This window comes from Legionella stuttgartensis, from assembly GCF_977063405.2.
The window spans coordinates 269,171-294,501 of sequence record NZ_CDRUHA020000082.1 but is presented as its reverse complement, the minus strand read 5'-3'; the positions used below and the strand labels follow the sequence as shown (position 1 = coordinate 294,501).

Genomic DNA, 25,331 nt, shown 5'->3' with positions numbered 1-25,331 from the left:
AATATCATGTGGTTCTGGAAAATGAAGTAGAGCCCCTGATTAATAAATTCGTCCAGGTTTTTTTTAAACCTGGTTCCGCTTCTCGCTCAGGAATATCCGTATTCAGATTGTGAATGAGATCGATGAAGCCATTTTTTTATTGTTATTCTTAAGAGTTAATATGGAGTTCTATCTTGTTTGAATTCGCTATTAAAAAAGAGGATTTACTTTCTCCGTTACTTACAGTTGCAGGCGCTGTTGATAAAAAGCAATCTTTAGCTATTTTATCGAATTTTTATCTTAAATTATCCGAGGATTCGTTGAATATTACAGCAACGGATCTTGAAATTGAAATTGCTGCACAGGTACCTTGTGACTCAGGTCAACAGGTTGGTAGCATTACTGTCCCTGCCAAGAAGTTTATCGATATTATTCGCTCTTTGGATGATGAACCTAGCCCTAGGGTAATTGTAGATAATGCTCTTTTAACCATTAAACAAGGACGGAGTTCCTTCAAATTAACGACGTTACCTGCTGATAGTTATCCTTTGAGTGAAGATGAGTGCAACGAGGTTGAACTAACTATTCCGCGTTTGGTTTTATTAAAGTTATTGCAATCCACTCATTTTGCGATGGCACAACAAGATGTGCGAGTCTTTCTTAATGGCTTATTTCTCGACTTTGAACCGAATCTCATCTCTGCTGTTGCTACTGATGGGCATCGAATGGCGATTTGTCGCCATCAATGTTCCAATACTAATGATAAGAAACTCTTATTACCTAAAAAAGGAATTCAAGAGCTGTTGCGTCTTCTAAATAGTATTGAAGATGAGGAAGTATTATTGGCTGCAGGTAAATCACATTTTAAACTTGTATCACGCCAATTCATGTTTTTGTCAAAACTAATTGAAGCACGTTTTCCTCCTTATACTAAAGCGATTCCTAAAAATCAGGATAAGCAGATCATTATTGATTGTTCTGTTTTTAAACGTTCTTTGTCACGTATTGTTATTTTGGCTCATGAAAAATCAAGAGCAGTTATGCTGCATTTACAACCTGGCATGTTAACTTTAATCGCCAATAACAATGAACAAGAAGAAGCTGTTGAATCTTTAATTGCTGAAACGCAAGGCGATGAATTAAAAATTGGTTTGAATGCTACTTATTTGCTCGATGTGCTCTCACATTTTGGTGATGGACAAATACGTCTATCTTTATCGAATACTGACAGCAGCATTTTAATTGAGTCTTTAGATGATGATAATTACCAATATATTATTATGCCCATGAAAATATGATCCTTTCTGAATTAAAAATTCATCACTTACGAAATATTTCATCGATGAATCTGGGCTTAAGTCCCAGATTTAATTTTTTATATGGTCCAAATGGAAGTGGTAAAACTTCTGTCCTTGAAGGACTCTATCTTTTAAGTTGTGGCCACTCATTCCGTTCACGAGAAATTTCACCAATTATTTCTTATGAGCATCCATCTTTAACCGTATTTGCTCGTGCACAACAGCAAGAAACCATCAGTATTCAAAAATCTTATTCTGAACCCACTCAAATAAAGTTGAATAACCAGTTTTGTTCTACTACGAGTCAATTGGCTTACGCTTTACCCTGTCAGATTTTTTATTCTGATCTTTTTCAAATTATTGATGCCGGACCTTCTGTCCGTCGTAGTTTGTTGGATTGGGGGTTGTTTCACGTGAAACATAATTATCTTCCTTTATGGAAGGAATATAAGAGAGTACTAAAACAACGTAATGCACTTTTGAAGCAACATGCCCCTTTTACGCATTTTGTTCCATGGGATAAACAGCTTAGTCATTTGGCGAAGCAATTACACGATCTTCGTCAAGAATATTTTATCCAATGGGCGCATGAATTTGTCACCGTTTTAAGTGAGCTGTGTCAACTTGATTGTATGATTAGCTACTATAAGGGTTGGGACAAAAAAAACACAGGAAGAGAATTAGAACAAATATTAGTTGAGAGTTTTGCTGCTGATAATCTAAAGACATACACCCAATTTGGTGCACATCAAGCTGATATATTAATTGAAGTTAATCACAATAAAGCGAAACAAGTTTTATCTCGCGGGCAACAAAAAATTATCTTAATTGCATTACGACTAGCGCAAGCTAATCTGTTGCAACAGGAATGCTTATACTTAATAGATGATTTACCTGCTGAACTTGATGAAACTCATCAAAAGAAACTTATGGAGTATCTTGCAAAACGAAACGGCCAGTACATTATTACTTCTACCATGTTCCCATCAGAGCTTATTTCGGTAATCTCAACGGAAGAACATTCTATTTACCAAATAAATGAAGGCGTTTTAAATCCAAAATAATGTTTCACGTGAAACAAAACATCAAACGTAGTTGATAAAATAAACAAGAAGCAATAGTTCAAATTGTATCAACTATTTTCTTCTTATCCTGTCGATATAGATTAATGTAAAGTTCCTCGATGACATATAAACGGCTCGTAAAATATGCTATGATATGGTATTCAGAACACTACCTAAATAGGGTAAGAGGACCAACTAATGAGCGTTGATGCCAGTTACGATTCAAATAATATTAAAGTCCTAAAGGGGTTAGATGCCGTACGAAAAAGACCCGGGATGTATATCGGTGATACGGATGATGGTACCGGTCTGCACCACATGGTTTTTGAAGTAGTTGATAACTCTATAGATGAAGCACTGGCAGGACACTGCAAAGAGATTTTTGTTACTATTCATTCTGATGAGTCAATTAGTGTTAAAGATGATGGACGAGGAATCCCAGTTGATATTCATAAAGAAGAAGGGCGTTCTGCTGCGGAAGTAATCATGACTGTACTTCACGCAGGAGGTAAGTTTGATGATAACTCCTATAAAGTATCAGGTGGTTTGCACGGCGTTGGTGTTTCAGTAGTTAATGCCTTATCAGAAGAATTGCATTTGACCGTGCGTCGTCATGGTAGAATTCATGAACAACATTATCGCAATGGGGTTCCTGAAGCCCCAATGGCAGAAACAGGCGATGCAACAACGACGGGCACGCAAATTTGGTTCAAACCAAGTGCTGCAACATTCTCCAATATTGAATTTCATTACGATATTTTAGCAAAACGGCTAAGAGAGTTATCCTATTTAAACTCTGGTGTGTGTATTCATTTGTTTGATGAGCGAACTCAACGACAAGATACCTTTCATTATGAAGGGGGAATAAAGGCGTTTGTTGAGCATCTTAATAAAAATAAAAACGTCATTATACCTACAGTGTTTTCTATGAGCGCTGAAAAAGATAATATTGTTGTTGAACTTTCTATGCAGTGGAATGATTCATATCAAGAAACTCTTTATTGCTTTACTAACAACATTCCCCAGCGTGATGGTGGAACTCATATGGCTGGCTTCAGGGCTGCACTAACCAGAACACTAAATAATTATATCGAAACGGAGGGGTATGCCAAAAAGGCCAAAGTATCCCCAACGGGAGATGATGCTCGTGAAGGATTAACAGCGGTACTTTCTGTTAAAGTACCCGATCCAAAATTTTCTTCTCAAACAAAGGATAAGCTAGTTTCTTCTGAAGTAAAATCAGTTGTTGAGTCCAGTGTGGCTGAGAAATTCAATGATTTCCTCTTGGAAAATCCAGCATGTGCCAAAGCAATTGTTGCTAAAATAATAGATGCTGCGCGAGCAAGAGAAGCCGCTCGACGCGCTCGGGAAATGACTCGCCGAAAAGGTGCATTGGATATCGCCGGCTTACCCGGAAAACTGGCTGATTGCCAAGAAAAAGACCCGGCATTATCCGAGCTATATCTAGTAGAGGGAGACTCAGCGGGTGGTTCCGCAAAACAGGGGCGGGATAGAAAGTTCCAAGCAATTTTACCGCTCAAAGGAAAAATATTGAATGTGGAAAAAGCACGATTTGATAAAATGCTTTCATCACAAGAGGTTGCGACGCTCATCACTGCTTTAGGTTGTGGCATAGGACCTGATGAATATGATCCGGATAAAGTACGTTATCATCGTATTATTATCATGACCGACGCCGATGTTGACGGCTCGCATATCAGAACCTTATTACTTACCTTTTTCTATAGACAAACCCCGGAATTGCTTGAGCGTGGATATATTTACATCGCTCAACCACCGCTATATAAAGTTAAGCGTGGAAAACAAGAGCAATATGTAAAAGATGATGAGGCATTGTATGAATATTTAACACAGAGCGCATTAGACGGGGCCGCCTTCTACCCAGCGAAAGATGCTCCTGCAATTGCTGCTATGGCATTAGAAGACTTGGTGCAACAATATCGACGTGCTGAAAAAATTATCAAGAGGTATAAAAGAAGATATCCAACCGATATACTGAAGCGAGTTGCGTATTTGCCCGCGTTGCATAGTGAAGATTTCAATCAACAAGAAAAAATAGCCAATTGGTGCAAACAGTTGCATTTAAGTTTGCAACAACTTGGAAGTAAGACAGAGCAGTACCAAGTTGAGGTACACTCTATAGCGGATACTAACCAATTTATACCGCGAATCATTGTTACCCAACATGGAATGGATAATTACATCCCCATGAATGCCGAATTCTTCTACTCTAAAGACTATAAAGAACTAGTTAATCTAGGTTCTAAGCTAGCAAGTTTAGTTGAGGAAGGCGCGTATGTTAAACGAGGTGACAAAGAGCTGCCGGTAGAAAACTTTGAACACGCCTTAAACTGGCTGATGGAAGAAGCCAAAAAAGGTCAAGCGATTCAGCGTTATAAAGGTCTTGGGGAAATGAATCCAGGCCAACTATGGGAAACAACTATGGATCCTTCTGTGCGTCGTATGCTGCAGGTCAGTATCGAAGACGCAGTGGCTGCAGATGCTATTTTCACGACATTAATGGGAGACAATGTTGAGCCAAGACGTGAGTTTATTGAAAATAATGCTTTAGAAGCTGAAAATATAGACGTATAAAGTATTCCGCTGAACAATCATTCTAATCCGGGAGATCTTAGCGAGGTCCCCGGATTTCGCTACCAGGCAACAAGTGTAAGTTGACTCCATTGAATGTTCCTTAGGATAAGCACTTAGAACGCATTGAGGGATCTCAAGTAGATGGCATTCAACAGCCGGAGATTTTTAGTAACTCCTGGAGGACCCTTATGAAAACAATTCTGGACAAATGATAACTCCTATGACAGGATTACTGCACATTAATCACCCTACGTGTCAGATAATACATTTCAAGCGGATATGAAGTGTTCAATGCAATTAAGTCAATTATTCCAGCTATTCCTAATTGAAACTAATAACGTTGCTACGTGTGCAAGCGATGAAGGATTTAATTACATCGATATAAGGAGATACTATGAAATTGAAGTTAAATGGTTTCCCATTTAAATTATTAGTGACACCCGTTGTACTCGGATTATTGAGTGTTCAGACCTATGCTTTACCCAAAGCGTCTGGGATAGTACATCATCCTATCCATTATAAACCAAATACCCCCCATTTTACTCCCACAGGATTAACTCCAAGTCAGGTACGTGTTGCTTATGGATATAATTCAGTGAGCTCACAAGGAAAGGGACAAATTATTGCCATAGTCGATGCTTATGACGACCCCAAAATTGAAGCAGATCTAGGGGTTTTCTCAAAACGTTTTGCCTTACCTGTATGCACAACTGCAAATGGGTGTTTTAAGAAAATCTATGCAAGTGGCAAAAAGCCAAAAACAGATGCTGGATGGGCTGGAGAAATTGCTCTGGATGTCGAGTGGGCACATGCTGTAGCGCCTGCAGCTAAAATAATTTTAGTAGAGGCAGCAGATGATACCGGAGGTAGTTTATTTAAAGCCGTACAGGTCGCAGTTAAAAATGGAGCCACCGTGGTATCCATGAGTTGGGGTGCAGATGAGTTTCGCGAAGAAACTTATTATGATGTGATATTTAATAATCCAAAGGTCACTTTTGTAGCTTCTTCAGGAGATAGCGGGAAAGGAACCCTCTATCCCGCATCATCACCTTATGTTTTGGCAGTTGGCGGAACTACATTACTTGTAGATAACTACGGAAACTATCAAGGTGAGGAGGCATGGTCCGGAAGTGGTGGTGGAGTGAGCATTGTAGAACCTTGGCCTGCGCATCAAAAAAAATTACCTATTCCAAAATCTACTAATAAGCGAGGAGTTCCCGATGTAGCTTATAATGCGGATCCAGAAACAGGGTTTTCAGTGTATAACTCAGTTCCTAGTAGCGATGGTGTAGGTTGGGCCGTAGTCGGTGGTACCAGTGCGGGTGCACCACAATGGGCAGGAATCGTGGCGATTACAAACTCACTGTATTCTAAAGTATACGGTACCCGTTTTATTAGCGTGCTCTACGCTGCAGCAAATCCGGGAAAATATCACTACAATTTTAATGATATTACCATTGGAACTAATGGAAAATGTGGATACTACTGTACCGCCCAAAAAGGTTATGACTACGTGACCGGATTAGGAACCCCAGAGCTAGGTAACTTAATTCATGATTTGGTAAATTATAAATAATCGGATAGGTGTTTTTTGCCGAGTAAACATCTGACTCTTGCTCTTTTCTTAGGATTAAGAGTCAGGAGTAGCGAATGACGGACACAATACGTTAACTTAAATAACGTTGAGGCACTTGTGCAAATATATATAAAAATCAAGAAAATACATCAATGTTTTGTTTGTGTAATCAAAAGCATATATGTATAATCCTCACGCTTTATGAATCCAAATTTGACATATCTTTGAGGCGAAATATGATTTTTATAATTATTGGAGGAGCCTCAGGCTCCGGAAAGACAGGCTTATCTGAGCATGTACTAAAAAAGCTAAAACAAAATGGAGTAAGCGCACAACTACTAAATATGGATGATTATTATCGTGAGTGTCCCAAAGAAGTGGATATCCAAGCATATCGCAGAGACACTAATTTCGATACCCCAGATATGCTCTATTTAGATTTATTACAAGAACATATTCAGTTGCTTCATCATGGCAAGTCAGTGACGAAACCAATTTTTGATTTTAAAACCAATAGTCGTATCGACAAAGAAGAGGTTCATCCATCCGATGTCATTATTTTGGAAGGTATATTTGCTCAGTATTTTTATAAAAAATATTGGCCTTCCAATTTGACCGTTGTTACTGCGAATATTGCTACGGATAGTTATTCAGACATTCTTGAGCGTCGTATTAGTCGTGATATAGCACATCGTGGACGTGTTCGTGAGGACAGCGAGAAACAAGAACGAAAATATGTAGGTCCAGGCTTTCTCAAATACACAGCAAGCAGTGCAATGGGGGCCGATATCTATGTTATCAACGAACATCGTGATGGGTTAGATGGTCAAAACGTAGTTCTAGATGCTGCCGCAGATGAAATTATTATTGCAGTAGAAAAAAAACTGAAAGAACAAAAACAGGATGGAAAAAAGGATATTGATAACAATAATAACGAACCTAAAAGTTCTTCACCAAATGTCCAGGATCTGGTTGCTAAAAGTCACTTGTTAGCGGGAACTCTATTTCAAACTCGTAAATTTGAAGGGCATTTTAGTGGTGTTTTCGGAGATTTTAAAGGAAAGTTCGTTAAAGAATTTACCGAGAAAGAGGAAGAAGAAATCATTGCTCAGTATAAGTTATGAAGATAAATGGAGTTTGAGCTGATCCTTTAATTTTCGAAATAAAAAACAGTCTCTCTTCTTCTCAGTCATTGATGAAAGAGAGACTTTTTTCTTACGGAGAAATAAGATTTTAAGCATTTTAGTGTGCTGCATCCTTGCAGCGGAGTACATCCCATGTACTGGTCCCTGTAGTTCGACTTCCTGTCAGACAATTCCGTGTCGTCCTTTATAGTTAGAGTATAGTCTTTTGGTGGTTGTTGTCATTGCGTGGATAGAGCAACAGAACGTAAGAAATATCTCAAAGAGAAGTACGTGTTGTCTTGGGTTCTTGTTGAGTAATACAATGAATCCCACCACCACCGGCAAATACATCCAGGGCATCAATTTGGGTAATATGATAACCGGGATATAATTGGGTAAATAATTGATAAGCTGCCTTATCTTGTGCTTCATGACCAAAAGCAGGCATGACAATCCCTTTATTCGCCAAATAAAAATTGATATAGGATAAAGTTAATCGTTCGCCATTAAGGTAAGTCGCTGGCGGTTGTTCTACAGTAAAAACTTCTAGCGCTCGACCCTTCGCATCAGTTGTTGATTTAAGAATTTCCATATTTTCGTGTAATGCAGCATAGTTTGGATCTTCTTTATCGTGGGTAATAAGGCATAAAACTTTTCCTGGGGCAATAAAACAGGCAATTTCATCGACATGACCATCCGTTTCATCACCTAATAATCCTTTGTTTAGCCAGATAATTTTTTGATAACCAAGAAAATCATACAGGTAGTTTTCAATCTCTGTTTGGCTGAGTTGAGGATTTCGATTCTCATTGAGTAGGCATTCACGAGTAGTTAAAATCGTTCCTTCGCCATCTACATGGAATGATCCTCCCTCCATCACCAGAGGTGCTGAAAAGGATAAAGCATGTGTTCGTTTAATGATTGCGGCCGCAATTTGGTTATCCAGGGCGCAATCTTGATAGTTACCACCCCACGCATTGTGAATCCAATCGACACCTGCTAATTGATGTTTTTGGTTTAACAAAAAAGTAGGTCCGGTATCCCTTGTCCATGAGTCATTGATGGGGAGAGTAAATAAGCTAATTCCATCACCACATAAGCTTTTGGCCGATTCCTCATCTCCAGGATTAACTAACATTGTCACTGGTTCATATTGAGCGATGGCTTGGGCAACTCGAGCATAAGCGGCACGAGCCTTTTGTAGGCCTATTTTAGACCAGGTTTCAAGGTGACAGGGCCATGCCATCCAGCAGCGCTCATGTGGATGCCACTCAGCGGGCATTAAAAATCCACTTTGTTTTGGTGTCATCTTATTTTCTCCGAATGTTTTCGTCTAAATAGGTTAATTGAGAAAAAATACTTCTTAATTCATTTAAATATAGAAGCGTTGTTTCTTTAGGTAATTCGGCTTGAATTAATTGCTTTTCGTAAGATTGAACAAGTTTCTTCGTATCAAAATGAGCAAGATTCAAAACATTGGTTACGGTATCGCCACTAACCAAATCATTTAGCTCAAACTGTCCATCATCAAAGAGTTTGACATCCAGAGAGTTCGTATCCCCAAATAAATTATGTAAATTACCTAATATTTCCTGGTACGCCCCTACTAAGAAAAAGCCTAGAGAGTAAGGATTGTTACTATCATAGGGAGGCAACATTAATGTTGAGTTCACACAAGAACTGCCAAGATACTCTTTAATGGTGCCATCTGAGTCACAGGTTAAATCTTGTAACACACTGTGCATGGCGGGTGTTTTAGTAAGTTGGGAAATGGGGGCAATTGGAAAAATTTGTCCTATAGCCCAGGCATCAGGAATTGATTGGAAAAACGAGATATTACAAAAAACCTTAACTGCCATGTCTTCATTGATTTTTGCCAATAAAGCTTCTTCAGTAGGATTCTCTACATTGAGACGCGTTTTAAGTTCCAAGCATATATTGGTATAAAATGCCTCAACTTTAGCCTTTTCTTGTAAGCTAATAACCCCATGCTTAAACAAAGAATGGGCTTCATTTAATGAATGCTCTGCGTAGTTATAGATTTCAATGGGTGAGCTTGCGGTAATAGAATGATAGGTATCATAAATATCGCGAATTACATGCGAATCCTCATTGGTAATTTCCGGAAGCGAGGGGGACTTATTAATTATTTCTATATCACTAATATCAGAAATTAAAACAGCATGATGAGCTGTTAGTGCTCTGCCTGATTCGGAAATAATGTTAGGTTCAGGAACATTTGCTTCCTGACATAAATATTGAATGGCGAGGAGAATATGAGTGGCATATTCACGCAAGCTGTAGTTCATGGAGCAACCTTGATTTGAATGTGTGCCCTCATAATCCACACTAAGCCCACCCCCCACATCTATAGTATCTATTGGTGCATTAAGCTGGCGTAACTCAACATAGTAACGAGACACTTCCTGCATGCAGTGACGAATGTCGTGAATATTGGCTATTTGTGAGCCTAAGTGACAATGCATCAATTGCAGGCAATCGAGCATGTCGTGAGCTTTTAAGCAGTTCACTAATTCGAGTACTTGTTTTGCAGTAAGACCAAATTTGGATTTGACACCCCCGGTATGTTCCCACTTCCCTGCACTTTTAGTAATTAAACGGATACGAACGCCGAGCGAGGGCTTTATTTTCAAGCGAGCAGATTCTTTTAAAATAATATCCAACTCAGATATCTTTTCAACAACAATAAAAACCTTATGCCCCATTTGTTGGGCTATTAATGCCGTACGAATATAATAACTGTCCTTATAACCGTTACAAACTATGGTGCTGTTTTGTTGATTGCCCAGCATGCCAATGACCGCCATAAGTTCGGGTTTTGAGCCTGCTTCCAGTCCTATAGAGTGATTTGGTGATTTCAACAATTCGCGAACAACACTTTGCTCTTGGTTTACTTTAATGGGATAAACGAGCTTGTAATGACCAGAATATTCATTTTCTTCTATGGCCTGAGAAAATGCTTCATAAATGCGATGCACCCGGTCATGTAAGATATCAGAACAGCGAATTAGAAGCGGTAGATGCAATCCTGTCCTGCTCGCCGCATTAACAATAGCTTGCAACTCGACACCAGGCTTTCCTGGCGCCTTACTCATTTCAATATTCCCTTTGGCATTAATACTGAAGTATCCCTCACCCCAGTTATTGATATTATATAAATTTTCTTCAGATGGTGCACTGATGTTCATAATGTCGATATTCCAAAGGGATTAACGTGATTTTACCAGATCATGGTAGGTGGTAGGTTCTCGCTGTTGTGCAAAAGGAAATAGTCTTCCCCACAATGTACGTTGACTAAAATCTAATTCTGCAACGAGTACGGCTGGTTTGTCGCGAGAGGCTTGCGCCAATATTTCACCCATGGGAGTACTAATGAAGCTGCTGCCATAAAATTCCAATCCATCTTCACAACCAATTCTATTGGCCGCAATGATAAACGTATTGCTCATGATTCCTTGTGCCACCATTACCTTTTGCCACATAGGTTGCGTATCAACTTCAGGAGCCGTAGGCTCGCCACCTATGGCGGTGGGATAGACCAAGATTTCGGTACCTTTTAAGCCATAAATTCGTGACAACTCTGGAAACCATTGATCATAACAGGTTGGTAATCCCCAGGTATGCCCTGCGATTTGATGAACAGGGTAATTGGAGTCCCCTGGTTTAAAGTAAAAGTTTTCATGATATTTTTCCCCGCTGGGGATATGTTGCTTTCGGGTGACTGCAACAAGTTCTCCCTTATTATTGTAGGCCACAGCGGTGTTATAACCTGCTTTTTCAAATAGAGAAGCGGTGATACATAGATTATAAGTCTTTGCCATTTTACTGACGAATTGGGCGGTAGGGCCGGTATGAATATCTTCCATAAAAGGAGTAGGATCTACATCTGAGCGCGTACAGAAATAAGGACTTAGGGTTAGTTCTTGCAAACAAACGACAGCAGCTCCCTGTTGGGCTGCAGCATGGACTCCGGAAGCCAGTTTATCTTGATGTTCTTTAGGGTTTTCGTACCATTTTTCTTGTACTAATGCGACAGTCAGTTTTTCTTGCGTCATTAACTTACCTCTCTTGAAATTAAGGATCAAAAAAAAGTGCCCTTACTTTGTAAGGGCGGATGTATTTAAAACCAAGCGTTCGTAGGAGAACTATCCTGTGAGTCTTCATATTCTTCATCTTTGTCAAAAGAGCGCTCCTTTTCATCAGTATTACTACTTGATTCAAGTTCTTCCTTAGTTTGTTTTTTTCTGCTCAGTGGCGGAATTAGCGTGCTCTTAAATAAGAAACCATTTGGATTAATAGCTTGAGATTCATTTTTCTTTTGCTCAATGCTTTCTTTTGTTTTCATGGAATCCGCAATGAGTTTAAACGGATTGGTCTCGTCAAATACTTCAGTGTGCAACAATTCTAAGTGACGTTTAATTGATGCTTGCGCCTGATCTTCTAGAGCACCTAATTTTTCTCCAATCGTTGCTTCATGACCCTTCAATAAAGTGCTACACATATTTACGAACATTTTGCAGGTCTCTTTATTGAAATCGCGACTTGTAAAAAATTTCTCTGGATTTTCTTTTAATAACAAGCGCTCAATATTTCGACGCAGCATGAATGCAGTTTGGGTTTTTTCTGCAAGACTATGCTCGGGGAACGCGGTGCTTATGTTATGAGCGATAGAGCTGCGTTCGTTTTCAGGTGTGCATAAGGCTAGTCGTTCTGCAATCGCTGACTCATTACCCTCTAATACCTGCTCGGCGAGGGAGCTGAAACGATGGAAAGGTGCGGAATCAAATTCTCTTATTGAAAATAAGGTCTGAGGTGTCTTATTGAGAGGATCAAGTAACGAGGAGATTCGCCGCCGTACTTGATATGCTTCGGAAAGGATCGAGTGAAATGAGCCTTCGCTTTTAACGAAGCCACTTAATGATCTAATATGAAGACCATATTGCTTGAATTCTGACTCAGGACATTCCGCAATGAGTTTAGTAGCAAGAGAAATTTGTTCTTTAGTACTTAAGGCGTTGAGTTCCTTAGCATTCTTTGCCAATGCGTCGCCATTGCTGAGGTGCTCATAGGGATTTTTTAGCGTAGTTAAATCGATACGGGTAAATGCCATTTAATCCTCCTTAATGAAGATGAGAAAGTGTAATGAACTATATACAAAGGAGTTTACTCCAGCAAAATGATAAGTTATCTCCTTTGTTCTCTTCCGGCGTAAGTTACCGAAATTCCGTTTTTAGTAGAATTTAGAGTTAAATTTGCAAACTATAGTAACGGATTAAAATCGAACTGTCATGAAATTAATCTAAAGTTTTAGCAAAAAATGTCGAATAAGTGATCAGATGCATGTTTTGCCTTTTAAAAATACAATAACAACAAGGAGTGGGCAATGTCTAAAACTCATTTACTACAAGACCCCTTTTTAAATGAATTACGCAAAGAAAAGGTGCCTGTATCTATTTTTTTGGTCAACGGAATTAAACTACACGGTATCGTGGACTCTTTTGATCAATATGTAGTCATGCTGAAAAATTCGATCACTCAAATGGTTTATAAGCATGCAATTTCTACAGTCGTTCCTTCCCGCGCAATAAAAATGCCAGCGGAAGATGAAAACTCTGGAAACGAAGGGCCGGAAGAAGGCTAGGAAATTGAGTGCCAAACTTCATTATCCCTATTGATACCTGCATTGTCATTCCCGCGAAGGCGGGAGTGACGGTTTTTAATTCAATGACAGTCGTTGTACATTTCTATTTTGATGCACACTTAATGAATTGTTAATGAAATATATTCTATAATTAGCTATAAAACGATCACATTTGACTACTATTAACCAGGAATCCGTATATGTCTATGTCTAAGTCTGAACCTAAGTTTTATTATCTTGAAGGTTCATTTGCTAAACTTTTTAGTGATTGTGGCTTAAAGTCAATGGTAAACATAAGAAAGGATATAGGTACTGGTGAAATTCAAAAAGATATATATGGACGAGTCCCAACGTTTCATACACCCGGGTTAAAGAAAAAACTTGAGCAATATTTTTTACCTGATCCCCCCCTTCATTTGATGTCTGGGTTGCCTTCCGATGTGACAGAATATAAAGAGAGCTATATATATTGCAATACTGAGGACAGTAAAAATCTTTATTATATAAATTCAGATGGGATTGCTGAAAATGTAGTTATTATTGATTTCAATCAATTTGATAAGGCGATCGGGGAATACAATAAAACCAAAGAAGAGACTAAAACCCTATTATTGCTTACTAATGACCAACTTAAGAGATTGATAACATTAAACGGAGGTTTTTCTCATTTAACTCAACCTGAGTCTGCAGATGCGAAGCAAATTAGCGACTATTATATGCAGGGGGATATGGAAGGCTCCGGTTTAAAGTTTATATTGGGGCCAATTCCTTTCTATGATGAGAATGATCCAGAGGATTATGTCGAGACAGCTTTTAGAAATGCAGATGATGCACGAGGTGCTTATCTTGACTCTCAAGGAGTACCAGCAGGTATTTCCTTTTATTATCGAAAAGATAAACCTGAGCAATGGCTAATTATCGTAACCAGAAATGTTCATCTACCAAAAGATCAACACCAGGTTCACATCTTGTCTTCAGTGGACCCGAGGGCTTTTATGGTAGATGGTTTGGAAAAAGTTGAAACAGTTGACTACCAATCATTCCCAAATGCAGTGAATACAATGAAAGTTCTCGCTGATTCACCCGTAGGAGAAATAATTAGTAGCATTTTGAATGCTGATGGCACAATTAAGAAAAATGCTGAGTTACTTCATGAATTATTTACTGGACGCATAGTTCGAGATGAACCATTCGATGACGATGCAGAATGGATGAAGCTTCTGCAAGATAGAGCTGAAGATATAATTAAAAATCCTTTTATAATCGAATTGTTTTACTCAATAGAGCACAAAAAATTGAGTAAAGATGTAATTAAAGCTTGCTTGGATGAAAATAGCGAATTATCAAAAAAACTAGCAATCATCTTAGGTAATGAATCATTGAAGACACGCCCGAAAATTAAAAAAGAGCTACTTATATTAACGCATAATTTATATCAATTAGGTTGCCTAGATAAATTCGAGAAGTTTGTAGGTGCTCCTGAAAAAAATGAAGACTACTTTAGATTTTTTAATAAACTGGCAGGTAATGAGCAAAACCATAAAATATTGAAGCAAATTTTACAAGATGGAAAGTTAGATCGTTTACGCTCAATCCATGATTTAATTCAAAAAAGTAAGAACTCTGCTGGGCTGATGAGGTTGCTCGAAAATTCGGAGCATCTAGCACAGCTCATCGACCAATTGATGGGGCTGAGTCAATTTATTTCTAAAGTACAAGCAGCCAATAAACCTAAAAATGAGATGGTTTTGACATTAACTACTCAATTTTTATTAACGTATCCAGATAGAGAAATAAATAGAGAGGTAATAGGTCGTCCATTTTCATTTTTAAAGGATGTTATTCCAAACATCGAAGATCTAGGTTTGGATCCAAGCCGCGTGTTTCAATTATGCAAGCTCAAAAAGCTAATTGGTTTTTTAAATAAAACCCCCGGAATTGAAAAGATTAAACCAGAATTATTGCTTGGCTTTTTATCTGAAAATATAGACAATGAGAAAGTATTAAAGTCAGCTCAAGAAGCTCTGGCGAGATTAGTCGAGCTAAAGATATCAAATTCCGAATTATATGAATTGGCTCTAAGCTCTCAAAAGTTTAGAGAGATAATTACTTCCGTAGACGTTTCTGCTGTTCAAAAAACTTTAGCAAAACTAGTTGAGCTAGAGATATCGGATTCTAAATCATATGAGGAGTTAGTTCTAAAATCCGAAGAGTTTAGAAAGATAGTTGCTGCTTTAGATGTAAAAGATGTAAAAGATGTAAAAGAAGTTAAAAAGGATGCCAGAGACAAATGTGAATTGGCAAAAAATTTGTTTGAATTAGGGCATTTGTCAGCATTTTCCCAAATATCTACCAATTTAGAATGGGTACGTTCATTTAATAAACTTGTAAAAAATAATGTATTAAAAGGTATTTTGGCTCAAAAACTAGACGCTGATAATGTTGCCGAAGCCTGTAAACCGATATTAGATAACTCCTTATTGAAGACATTAGTCGCTGCAAATATCGGAGTTACTGAGGAGCAGGTAACTAAAATCCTAATTCCAAAAAATGAACTGGCCAAGAAACTGCATACGATTACTAAAAAAACTAAAGATGAACTGGCCAAGAAACCGCAGCCGGTTACTAAAGAAATTGAAGGGGAACTGGCCAAGAGAGAAAAAGCTTTATATCAATTGGCTATAGATCTAGATAAATTAGGGGTTCTGGGATCTTTTGATGAATTTAAAGATAGTGATAGTAATAGCTTTCTGAATTTGATTCATACATTTGGTGCTGAGAACGAAAAATTATTAAAAGAGATGTTAGCTGTACCTGAATTAGCTCCAGGACTGGGCATATTAAGACTCATTGCTTATAGCGGTAAGCCTGCTGAATATTTTCAGAACCTTGTAAAGGATTCAAGCCCGAATGTGATGAAGCTGTTAAATTGGCTGGATAGAAAAAGTCCCTCTCCAGCAATCACCTCTATGGCCATTGAAGTTTTATTTAAACAACCTAAAATTGAACTTCAAGAATTCAGTTTAATAATTAAGTTTCTGCAGGATACTCCTAAATCTAATTCCAGTAGAGACAATATGGTAGATTTTTTATCTAAAAATTATCAAAATAAGGAATTACTTTCTAAAGTTAAAGCAGCTTATAAAACACTTGATGCACTTGATGCAGGAGCAGATGCATATAGACTAGCTATTGAAGAGAAAAGTTTTCTATCTATTGTCAATGACCTCCCTCTAATGAGGGTAAATAAAGATCAAGTATGTGGTCTAAAAAGAGTAGATAAAACTCCTGCGCCTGATGAGCTTCGAGCATATAAGAGTTCTAGTTATATAATCACTAAGGATAATCAGTTTTTATACTATAACAAAACTGAAGACCAACTTCTGAATATACAACTTGAAGAATCACAACTAAAGAATTTAAATGAACAATTCCCTAGCTCGATTGATACACTAACAGATAAAAATCTTAAACATATTAATGAAATTACATCTAAAAAACAACGTAAAAACCTGATTGAGTTAGCAGAAAAACTAAGCAAGTATAGGCTATTAGATAAATACCGGCACTTTGGTTTTGATGCTCAATTAGCGTCCTCATTCGTTAAATTTATTGAGCGTCCCTCGATTAATGAGTTGCTGCGAGATGAACTCAGCTCTGAAGATTTTTCAATCGATAGGGTAAGAAAGATATTGGGGAACAAGCGTTTAATCACTTTACGCGATGCAAATATAGACCTCTCTAAATCTCAACTCAGCCGATTATTAGACCCAACTAGTGAGAAGTCCAGAGCTATGGAAATATTAATGTCGTTGACATTAAACGATGAGCAAAGGTTGGCCTATCAATGGGCGCTTGTGGATACTCCTACCGCAAAAAATTTCAGAAAAGTTTTGTTTGAGATTGATGGAAATAAAGAACTAGAATTGGAAACTAAATCCAAAATGATTGAAGCCCTTTGTTCGCTTCAGTTAGGCCCAACCCACCAAGTGACTGGCAAATCTCTTCTTAAAGGCAGAGATGTCTTTAGTATGTTTTTAAATGGACTCGACGAGCGCGATCTTCATTTGCTGCCTCAATTGCCAGCTGATCTTACAAAATATAAAGGGAGCTATATTTATTGTAATAAAGACGATGTTGAAAATAGAAAATTGTATTATATTAAAACGAGATGTGACCTTCATTTTCTGCCTGAATTACCAGCTGATCTGACAAAGTATAAAGGGAGCTATGTTTATTGTGGTGATGGAGAAGATAAAAATTTACATTATATTAAGCCAGATGGGGCTTCTGAAAAGGTAAATATTACTAATTTTAAATTATTTGATGAAAATCTTAAAAGTATTAAAAAACAGGGCGTTAACACATTGCACCTTACTTCGGAACAAGTTAATTCGTGCATCACAGCAAACGGAGGGCATAACCTCGGGATAGTTGAAGAAGTAAAAATGAATGATTTCACCTTATTAGATCGCCGTAGCAAACAAAAAGGTAACCCATTGCATCTTACTGGTGTTCAAATTATGGCATGCATTACAAACAAGGGAGGTCATACCCCTGCAGTGGGCGATACATTAATAACATCAAAAGGAAGTTGCACCACAAAAGGCGAGAAATTTAGGAATGCCATTTTTAAAATTGAAGAAACTTGCAAGCAAATAGGAAGTCGATTGAGCACCGAGGCACCAGATGGTAAAGCTAAGTCATTTAAAGGGGCCGAGAAAGAATATCGAAAAGGTTTATATGCGGCAGTCTTTGATAGTCAGGACAAACCGATGTCCAAAAAAGATTTCGAGGCGAGAATAGATAATGCTTCTCAAAAGATGTTGTCTGTGGTTGATGTAAAACAAAGATCTTGGATAATCGCAATTATAGAAACTTTGGCCGAGGCTTTAAATATTGCTACTATTACAGGGTTAAGTCGCCTTAGTAAAGGAAAAACCTTTTTCTCTCGGACTAACTCAGGTCAAGAAGTGCGTAATTTAAACGAATCGCTTGTAGAGTCTCATACGGATCCGAAGGAAATGATGGCTAAGTATAAGAGAGAGGTAGGAGAGGCTAAAGAGCCTGAGACAGTTCAGCAGCCTATAATCCCTATTAAGTAAACCTTTAAGACACCACTTCGTTATGATATCTACTCATCGATGATAAAGTAGATATCATTCTAAATGCAGTTATCTGACTAATCTTTGAAAAATTTGATAAAAAATTTTTTACCCACATAACGTTCTTTATTATTTCTTTTTTGTACAGTTCTTGATATTTTTATTTGCTGTATAGAGAAATAACAAAGAGCTATTTTATTTTTTTCTCGCAGTTATATCAGTGCTAGCCGGTCGTTTATAAACGAAGATTATAGTAAACTTATTTTCCTTATAGAGATTAGAAATAATTACATCGTTCATATCTTCTAGTCATAGTAATAAAAAATATATTTTTCGGAGAACAGCTTAGTGTTTGAACGTCCTCAAGGTGGTGAGCGAGCGGTATTGGTGCAACTAGCACTGCCGGGAGTTGATGCAGATAAGGCATTGCAGGAATTTGAAGAATTAGCTCTTTCGGCCAAAGCTGAACTATTGGATTGTGTTTTAGGTACGCGTGCAACCCCTGATGCCAAGTATTATATTGGTAAAGGTAAAGCAGAAGAGATTGCACAGCTGGTTAAAGCGCTCGATGCCGAATTGGTTCTAGTCAACCATGAATTATCCCCATCACAAGAACGAAACCTGGAGCGTTTATTTGAATGTCGAGTGGTCGATAGAAGTGGTTTGATTCTTGATATTTTTGCCCAGCGTGCACGCACGTTTGAAGGGAAACTGCAAGTTGAGTTGGCGCAATTACAACATTTATCAACGCGCCTTATTCGGGGTTGGACTCACTTGGAGCGGCAAAAAGGGGGTATTGGATTAAGAGGCCCTGGTGAAACCCAATTAGAAACCGACCGTCGTTTATTGCGAGAACGCATTAAATACATTAACAAACGTTTGGAAAAGGTACGGAGTAGTCGCGATCAAAACCGCCAAGCCAGACGTAAGGCTTCTTTACAGACCGTGTCCTTAGTAGGTTATACCAATGCTGGGAAATCTACTTTATTCAATACATTGACCGGAGAAAGCATCTACGTGGCCGATCAATTGTTCGCCACATTAGATCCCACCATGCGCCAGCTGAATTTGCCGGGTTCTTCCTCGGTGATTTTAACCGATACCGTGGGATTCATTCGGGATTTACCGCATCAACTAGTAGAGGCTTTTCGCGCGACTTTAGAAGAGACACAACAGGCGGATTTATTGCTACACGTAATCGATATTTCTGATCCCCATTGGCGAGACAATGTGTTTTCAGTCCAACAAGTTTTAGATGAGTTGGGAGTACATGATATCCCTATCATTCTCGTATTCAATAAAATTGATTTACAAGAAGGATGGACGCCTAAAATTGATTACCAGGAAGGGAAATGTAAAGTATGGATTTCTGCCGCCGCAAATTTGGGATTGGATTTGCTCAAAGAGGCCATAAGTACTCAATTGCATGGGGCGGTACTTATTGAAAATGTAGTACTCAAAGCAACCCAGGCAAGATTACGGTCGCAACTGTATGAATTGGGTGCTGTATTAAGTGAGTCCCATAATGAAGATGGTGATTGGTTATTGAAAATCCGCCTTACCCAAGCGCAAAAACAACGGTTGTTTGCAGTGGACAGTCCACCCTCATTGTAACCGCTTTTAGCTTAGATTTGCTTTGCTGCATCCGGACTACGATGTAACTATTTTACTATCGATTAAATTGTTGGGTCAAAATGCCCCAACATTACAGTTACGAGGATTATGCTTTTTGTAGGGCAGTATCTAGAGTTTTAATGTCTTGGCCACCATAAAGTGTATTAACGAGCTCTCCTTGTGGATTGATAATGAAGGTCACAGGTACGCCAATAATATCACCTAATCCTAATGCAAGAGCTGGATCCGTAGCTAATGACGGATATAAGATATTGAATTTGCGAATCAGTCTCTTTTGCTTGTGTATTGGCAACCCGTCATAATTTACGGCGAACAATACGATCGGGTCATTTTCGTGTTTTCGATAAAATTGATTCAGTTCAGGAATTTCATCAATACAGGTTTTACACCAGCCCGCCCAGTAATTAATAAGCACCCATTTTCCTTTCAGAGATGCAAAAGAAATTGTATTACCTTGAGTATCTTTTAGTAGAACATCCGCCTGACTCATGGCTGCTGTGCTCAACAACATTAATGCTGCAAATAAGGTTTTTATTTTTGAGTTCATAGTTTATCTCATGCACTGTTCAGAAGCTGCTTTATTTTATTGTAAGTGTGAGCCGGAAAAAATATTTTTTTGTACTATACCAAAAAATGCTCCTAAAATCGCATCCTTCTATGAGTTTTGTTTGCATAGTAGACCCGTGATCAATGATTTAGGTATGATGATTGGATTTTGAAAATAACCGAGATCTCCAATGGCTAAACTCTATTTTTATTTTGCAGCAATGAATGCTGGAAAAAGTACAGTGCTCTTGCAATCAAGTTATAACTATCGTGAACGCGGTATGAATACCTTATTATTTACGCCAGCCATAGATAATCGTTATCAACATGGTATGGTCTATTCTCGCATTGGCTTATCCGAACAGGCTTTGATTTTCCATCCAGAAGATGATCTGTATCAGCAGGTCATAGCGCAAGAAAAAAAATACGCGTGTATTTTGGTTGACGAAGCTCAATTTTTAACACGAGCACAAGTGCATCAATTAACGGAAATCACAGATCAATTAAATATTCCTGTGCTTGCCTATGGATTGCGTACGGATTTTCGTGGCGAATTATTTGAAGGGAGCCAATATCTTTTAGCGTGGGCGGATGAGTTGGTTGAACTTAAAACCATTTGTCACTGCGGACGTAAAGCGACCATGATTTTACGATTAAATGCTCAAGGTGAGGTAATTACTGAAGGTGAGCAAGTTGTTATTGGTGGTAATGATATGTATTCCTCTACTTGTCGAAAGCATTTTAAACAACGAGAACCAGGAATCATTCGAGTGATGACAGAAGAAGTGACAGAATATTGATGAAATGTTCTTAGCCCCTTTGGAGGCTAAGAACGAATTTCCTATGACTTAAAGTTTATGTTGTGCATCCTCGGCAATGGTGGAGACTAGTTCTTTAGCAGGATTGTCTTCGATCAACTGTCGTGCATATTCAACGAGCTCTTCAGAGGCAATAGGAATTTCTTTGGGAACATCCTGCAAAATCATAGTCATCCCAGAGGTTGTATATTTTTCTAGAACTTCTTGATACTTAGGTGAGCCCATCATGCGCACTGCGTCAGCCATGGTTAAAATTCTAAAGCCTTCTTTAGTCATGCCTAGTTCTTGTGCTCTTCTATTCATTTTGTCAAAGTACTTATGAAACAGAGAACCTTCTGCAGAGGTAGTTGAGGCAATCTCTATAGACATTATTCTTTTACGGAAGAATGGGTTCATGATGGTTGTAGTATCTACGGTTTCTGCTTTTGTAAAACCGCTTAAAATACGCCCAGCGCCTTGTACAAGTACTAAACTATGTAGATCCAGATCAAATTTCGGGCGCCAATCATCCTCTTTTGTGGCGCCCAAAACGGCGGTGGTTTCATTATTTCCCTGAGCAAGATCAAAGATATTCTCACCTCTGGTGTATTCTCCAGGAGTCTGTTGGGCGTTGAGAATACTTTGATAATATTGGAACTGTTCTACATCGATATGTCGGGCTGTTTGTGGACGAATATACACTGCAGGTAAGCACATCGATGCAATGGCTCCTTTCGCAGAAATGAGCTGAAACCCTATCATGTATTCTTTAACAGTGTATGGATCCGGTGAGGTTGAAAGCAACACACAACTCTTAGGGTTGTGGATAAATTCAGCAATGTTTAAAGAAAAAGGTCTGTTAGTGTATTTTCCAGCCCCAAATCTTCCATCGGTCGCAATATTTTCTACCTCACCAAAGCCTGCCATGCCCCGGTGAACTATATCTAATCCTCTAGGCAAACTGCTTAGCATTTGATGGTAATCTACTTTTGCTTGTTTAATAGGTACATGATGATGCGCACTTTCCTTGGGTATATCTCGACTAAAAATCCTTCCTATGCTGCCAGATTTTGTCAAATGGTTTAAAACAACACGACGGCATGGACTAACAGGTGCAACTCGAGCGACTCTGCCTAACATAACGTGGCCCTCCGGGGTATTTTGGCTAAATATAAATTTAGCTGTCTATTTTATAAGCATAGCATAGGGTGGGTTTTGTTCAAAAATGAGGCGATAATGGGGTGGGATGCCGCTATGGAAAGTTAGTGATCTTGTTCGAAAGACGCTTTATTGAAATAGGGATATTAGAAATATAGGTGGCAGACTTGCGTGAAAAAAGCATAGTGATTAAATGACTATCTATATTAAATGAAGTAAAACTCGCTTAGCTCCTAATCTATTGGATGCTAAGTAAGGCTTTTGTCATGGCTTAAAATTTATGATCCATTTTTTCGGCGGTTAGGATCTCTGACTCTTCTTTTTCGGGATTTTCCTCGATCATTAGCCGCGCATATTCGACGAGTTCTTCCGAACCAACAGGAATTTCTTGGGGAACCTCCTGCATTACCATGGTCTTGCCTGAGGTTGTATATTTTCCCAGAATTTCTTGATATTGAGGTGAACTCATCATACACGATGCGTCCGCAAGAGTTAAAACTCTAAAACCAGTTTTGGTTATCCCTAGTTCTTGTGCTCGTTTATTCATTCTATCAAATTGTTTTGGAAACGCGTCTCCTTCGGCGGTGGTAGTTGATGCAATTTCTATGGACATTATTCTTTTACGAAAGTAGGGGTTTTTAATTGTTGTTGTCTCTACAAAGTCTGCTTTTGTAAAACCACCCCAGATGCGTCCTGCGCCCTCTACAAGTACTAAACTATGGAGATCGGTAATAAGTTTAGGGCGCCAGTCATCTTTTTTGGTTGCACCCAAAACTACGGTTGTTTCATTATTCCCTTGAGCAAGATCAAGAATATTTTCGGACCGTATACGATTACCAAACTCTACTGCCCCATCAAGAATCTTTTGATAATATTCAAATGACTCAACATCAATATGTCTTACTGTTTGCGGACGAACATAGACTGCAGGTAAACACATTGATGCAATAGCTCCCTTTGCAGTAATGAGCTGAAATCCTATCATGTATTCTTTGACGGTGAGTGGATCCGGTGAGGTCGAAAGCAACAAACAGCTCTTGGGATCATGTATAAATTGAGCAATATCTAAGGAAACGGGTCTTTTAGTATATTTCCCTGCGCCAAATTTCCCTTCTAATGCAATACTTTGTACTTCTTCATGACCTGCCATGCCACGATGAACGAAATCCGCTTCTTTGGGTAAATTATCAAGCATCTTCTGATAATCTACTTTGGCTTTTGTAGTAGATATGTGATGCCTTTCATGACCGTGCTTTTCAAGATGTTCAAGTTCTTGATAGCGAAGAGTATGGCTAAAAATAGTTCCTAACTTATGAGTGAAATAAGAGGGTTTTATCTGGTTTAAAAGCACAAAACTTAATGGATTTACGCTTAACTGACGTGCTTTGCTCCACATAATTTCGACCTCCGCATGTTAATTGGTCAAGAATCATTATTTTTAATTTTAATGTCCTTTTATTAAGCATAGCACAGAGGGGGGGATGTTCAAAAAGCAAGCAATAAATGGGGGCGCAGCATACTTGGGGTAAAAAAATAAAGCCTTTCTTAGCCACCTAATTTACTGGAGGCTAAGAAAAGAATTGTTATCTGAAGACTTAAATTTATAAATGCATTGATGGATTGGCTGCTCTATATTCTTCTTTTAAAGAATATTCATTAATTAAGGAAATTGCATACTGAACGACTTCCTCTGAGCCAACAGGAATATTCTTTGGAACACCATTCAATATTAGTGTTTCTCCAATGGCCTTATATTTTTCAATAAGCTCTTGATATTCCTTGGAGTTCATTAGGACTTGAGCGTCATCTATTGTTAAAACTCTTTGGTCGCGTGCAATTAATCCTAATTCTTGGGCCCTCCTAGTCATTGTTTTAAGGGAATCGTTAAATAGTGCACCTTTACCAGAATAAGTTGAGAAAATTTCAATTGCCATCACCCTTTTACAAAAATTTGGATTTATGATGGTTGTAGTTTCTAATGTATTAGCATTTGTAAAGCCACTCAAAATACGTCCAGCACCTTTCACAAGGATTATACTGTGGAGATCTCTATTAAATTGTGGACGCCAATCATCTTCTTTTGATGCACCCAAGACCACGGTTGTTTCATTATTTCCCTCAGCAAGATCAAAAATATTTTCAGCGCTTGCACGGAGTCCTGCTTCCAAATCATCATCGAGTTTGTTTTGATAAATTCGAAAAGTTTCAACATCGATGTGTCGTGCTGTTTGTGGACGAATATATACTCCGGGTAAACACATTGATGTAATGGCTCCTGTTGCAGTGAGGAGCTGAAACCCCACCATATATTTACTAACGGTGTAAGGGTCTGGTGAGGTAGAAAGTAATAAGCAACTCTCGGGTTTATGTACAAATTCTGCAATATCTAAAGAATCTGGTCTTTTAGTATATTTCCCAGCCCCAAATTTATCATGGGTCACAATACTTTTTACTTCATCGTAACCAGCCATCCCGCGATGAACAAAATCCTTTTCTTTTGGCAACCGGTCAAGCATTTGATGAAGATCTTCCTTTGCCTTTTTGGTAGGTATCTGTTGATGTTTCTCTAACTCTCGACCGGGAGGCATGCTACTAAAAATTAAACCCAATTTACCAGGGTTTATCTGGCTTAAAACTGTAAAACTTAAAGGAGTGAATGTTGTAAGCTCCTTTGCTTTATTCCACATGATTAGGTCTCCTGATTTTCAAGTTGGTGAAACAACTTTGTCTGGTTTGCCTATTTGTTAAGCATAGCACAGAGGGTTTTTTGT

The 25,331-nt window shown here is 38.4% G+C and carries 17 protein-coding genes; 9 read left to right on the top strand and 8 right to left on the bottom strand.

What is annotated here, in order from left to right; all coding sequences use genetic code 11:
• The first annotated feature begins 173 nt into the window (after window positions 1-173).
• The 5 genes from dnaN to ACWTEW_RS29165 all read left to right on the top strand — a co-directional run bounded on the left by dnaN (window position 174) and on the right by ACWTEW_RS29165 (window position 7,657).
• Window positions 174-1,277, top strand: a complete 1,104-nt coding sequence (dnaN, locus tag ACWTEW_RS29185; protein WP_454781529.1) for a DNA polymerase III subunit beta — start codon at window positions 174-176, stop codon at window positions 1,275-1,277.
• Window positions 1,274-2,341: a DNA replication/repair protein RecF gene (gene recF, locus ACWTEW_RS29180; RefSeq protein ID WP_454781528.1), complete on the top strand. Its 1,068-nt coding sequence runs from the start codon at window positions 1,274-1,276 to the stop codon at window positions 2,339-2,341. The genes dnaN and recF overlap by 4 nt, the downstream gene beginning before the upstream one ends.
• A 198-nt stretch (window positions 2,342-2,539) precedes the next feature.
• Window positions 2,540-4,957, top strand: a complete 2,418-nt coding sequence (gene gyrB, locus ACWTEW_RS29175; RefSeq protein ID WP_454781527.1) for a DNA topoisomerase (ATP-hydrolyzing) subunit B — start codon at window positions 2,540-2,542, stop codon at window positions 4,955-4,957.
• A 394-nt stretch (window positions 4,958-5,351) separates the two neighbouring features.
• Window positions 5,352-6,533 carry a S53 family peptidase gene (locus tag ACWTEW_RS29170; protein WP_454781526.1) on the top strand — a complete coding sequence of 394 codons (1,182 nt, stop codon included), beginning with the start codon at window positions 5,352-5,354 and terminating at the stop codon, window positions 6,531-6,533.
• A 236-nt stretch (window positions 6,534-6,769) separates the two neighbouring features.
• On the top strand, window positions 6,770-7,657 hold the full coding sequence (locus ACWTEW_RS29165; protein ID WP_454781525.1) for a uridine kinase family protein: 888 nt from the start codon (window positions 6,770-6,772) through the stop codon (window positions 7,655-7,657).
• A gap of 277 nt (window positions 7,658-7,934) precedes the next feature.
• Here the strand turns inward: ACWTEW_RS29165 and ACWTEW_RS29160 are convergent, their stop codons facing one another.
• The 4 genes from ACWTEW_RS29160 to ACWTEW_RS29145 form a co-directional block, all read right to left on the bottom strand.
• On the bottom strand, window positions 7,935-8,966 hold the full coding sequence (locus ACWTEW_RS29160) for an agmatine deiminase family protein (RefSeq protein ID WP_454781524.1): 1,032 nt from the start codon (window positions 8,964-8,966) through the stop codon (window positions 7,935-7,937).
• 1 nt (window position 8,967) lies between these two features.
• Entirely contained in the window at window positions 8,968-10,866 is a 1,899-nt protein-coding gene (speA, locus tag ACWTEW_RS29155) for a biosynthetic arginine decarboxylase (RefSeq protein WP_454781523.1), read from the bottom strand.
• A 21-nt stretch (window positions 10,867-10,887) separates the two neighbouring features.
• Window positions 10,888-11,733, bottom strand: a complete 846-nt coding sequence (locus tag ACWTEW_RS29150) for a nitrilase-related carbon-nitrogen hydrolase (RefSeq protein ID WP_454781522.1) — start codon at window positions 11,731-11,733, stop codon at window positions 10,888-10,890.
• A gap of 65 nt (window positions 11,734-11,798) precedes the next feature.
• Window positions 11,799-12,788: a lpg0008 family Dot/Icm T4SS effector gene (locus ACWTEW_RS29145; protein ID WP_454781521.1), complete on the bottom strand. Its 990-nt coding sequence runs from the start codon at window positions 12,786-12,788 to the stop codon at window positions 11,799-11,801.
• A gap of 273 nt (window positions 12,789-13,061) precedes the next feature.
• Between ACWTEW_RS29145 and hfq the strand changes: the two genes are divergently transcribed.
• The 3 genes from hfq (at window position 13,062) to hflX (ending at window position 20,038) form a co-directional block, all read left to right on the top strand.
• Window positions 13,062-13,319 carry an RNA chaperone Hfq gene (hfq, locus tag ACWTEW_RS29140; protein ID WP_454781520.1) on the top strand — a complete coding sequence of 86 codons (258 nt, stop codon included), beginning with the start codon at window positions 13,062-13,064 and terminating at the stop codon, window positions 13,317-13,319.
• Window positions 13,320-13,759: 440 nt separating this feature from the next.
• Window positions 13,760-18,424, top strand: coding sequence for a hypothetical protein (locus tag ACWTEW_RS29135; protein WP_454781519.1), 4,665 nt, complete (start codon window positions 13,760-13,762; stop codon window positions 18,422-18,424).
• Window positions 18,425-18,772: 348 nt separating this feature from the next.
• Window positions 18,773-20,038, top strand: a complete 1,266-nt coding sequence (gene hflX / locus ACWTEW_RS29130) for a ribosome rescue GTPase HflX (protein WP_454781518.1) — start codon at window positions 18,773-18,775, stop codon at window positions 20,036-20,038.
• Between the two features lie 106 nt (window positions 20,039-20,144).
• On the opposite strand, the gene ACWTEW_RS29125 is transcribed toward hflX, so the two are convergent.
• A complete protein-coding gene (locus ACWTEW_RS29125; protein WP_454781517.1) occupies window positions 20,145-20,606 on the bottom strand; it encodes a TlpA disulfide reductase family protein in 462 nt (153 codons plus the stop codon).
• A gap of 190 nt (window positions 20,607-20,796) precedes the next feature.
• On the opposite strand from ACWTEW_RS29125, the gene ACWTEW_RS29120 reads away from it, so the two are divergent.
• Window positions 20,797-21,405, top strand: a complete 609-nt coding sequence (locus tag ACWTEW_RS29120; protein WP_454781516.1) for a thymidine kinase — start codon at window positions 20,797-20,799, stop codon at window positions 21,403-21,405.
• Window positions 21,406-21,453: 48 nt separating this feature from the next.
• Here ACWTEW_RS29120 and ACWTEW_RS29115 read toward each other — a convergent pair whose 3' ends face one another.
• The 3 genes from ACWTEW_RS29115 to ACWTEW_RS29105 all read right to left on the bottom strand — a co-directional run bounded on the left by ACWTEW_RS29115 (window position 21,454) and on the right by ACWTEW_RS29105 (window position 25,247).
• Entirely contained in the window at window positions 21,454-22,542 is a 1,089-nt protein-coding gene (locus ACWTEW_RS29115; protein ID WP_454781515.1) for a hypothetical protein, read from the bottom strand.
• A gap of 289 nt (window positions 22,543-22,831) precedes the next feature.
• Window positions 22,832-23,956: a hypothetical protein gene (locus ACWTEW_RS29110; RefSeq protein WP_454781514.1), complete on the bottom strand. Its 1,125-nt coding sequence runs from the start codon at window positions 23,954-23,956 to the stop codon at window positions 22,832-22,834.
• A gap of 205 nt (window positions 23,957-24,161) precedes the next feature.
• Window positions 24,162-25,247 carry a hypothetical protein gene (locus ACWTEW_RS29105; RefSeq protein ID WP_454781513.1) on the bottom strand — a complete coding sequence of 362 codons (1,086 nt, stop codon included), beginning with the start codon at window positions 25,245-25,247 and terminating at the stop codon, window positions 24,162-24,164.
• Between the last annotated feature and the right edge of the window lie 84 nt (window positions 25,248-25,331).

Excerpts from the sequence above, each read along its gene's own strand:
- ACWTEW_RS29120 (WP_454781516.1), top strand. The coding sequence starts at position 20,797 with ATGGCTAAACTCTATTTTTATTTTGCAGCAATGAATGCTGGAAAAAGT.
- ACWTEW_RS29115 (WP_454781515.1), bottom strand. The coding sequence starts at position 22,542 with ATGTTAGGCAGAGTCGCTCGAGTTGCACCTGTTAGTCCATGCCGTCGT.
- ACWTEW_RS29145 (WP_454781521.1), bottom strand. The coding sequence starts at position 12,788 with ATGGCATTTACCCGTATCGATTTAACTACGCTAAAAAATCCCTATGAG.
- ACWTEW_RS29105 (WP_454781513.1), bottom strand. The coding sequence starts at position 25,247 with ATGTGGAATAAAGCAAAGGAGCTTACAACATTCACTCCTTTAAGTTTT.
- ACWTEW_RS29150 (WP_454781522.1), bottom strand. The coding sequence starts at position 11,733 with ATGACGCAAGAAAAACTGACTGTCGCATTAGTACAAGAAAAATGGTAC.
- ACWTEW_RS29165 (WP_454781525.1), top strand. The coding sequence starts at position 6,770 with ATGATTTTTATAATTATTGGAGGAGCCTCAGGCTCCGGAAAGACAGGC.
- ACWTEW_RS29125 (WP_454781517.1), bottom strand. The coding sequence starts at position 20,606 with ATGAACTCAAAAATAAAAACCTTATTTGCAGCATTAATGTTGTTGAGC.
- recF (WP_454781528.1), top strand. The coding sequence starts at position 1,274 with ATGATCCTTTCTGAATTAAAAATTCATCACTTACGAAATATTTCATCG.
- gyrB (WP_454781527.1), top strand. The coding sequence starts at position 2,540 with ATGAGCGTTGATGCCAGTTACGATTCAAATAATATTAAAGTCCTAAAG.
- speA (WP_454781523.1), bottom strand. The coding sequence starts at position 10,866 with ATGAACATCAGTGCACCATCTGAAGAAAATTTATATAATATCAATAAC.
- ACWTEW_RS29160 (WP_454781524.1), bottom strand. The coding sequence starts at position 8,966 with ATGACACCAAAACAAAGTGGATTTTTAATGCCCGCTGAGTGGCATCCA.
- ACWTEW_RS29170 (WP_454781526.1), top strand. The coding sequence starts at position 5,352 with ATGAAATTGAAGTTAAATGGTTTCCCATTTAAATTATTAGTGACACCC.
- hfq (WP_454781520.1), top strand. The coding sequence starts at position 13,062 with ATGTCTAAAACTCATTTACTACAAGACCCCTTTTTAAATGAATTACGC.
- ACWTEW_RS29110 (WP_454781514.1), bottom strand. The coding sequence starts at position 23,956 with ATGTGGAGCAAAGCACGTCAGTTAAGCGTAAATCCATTAAGTTTTGTG.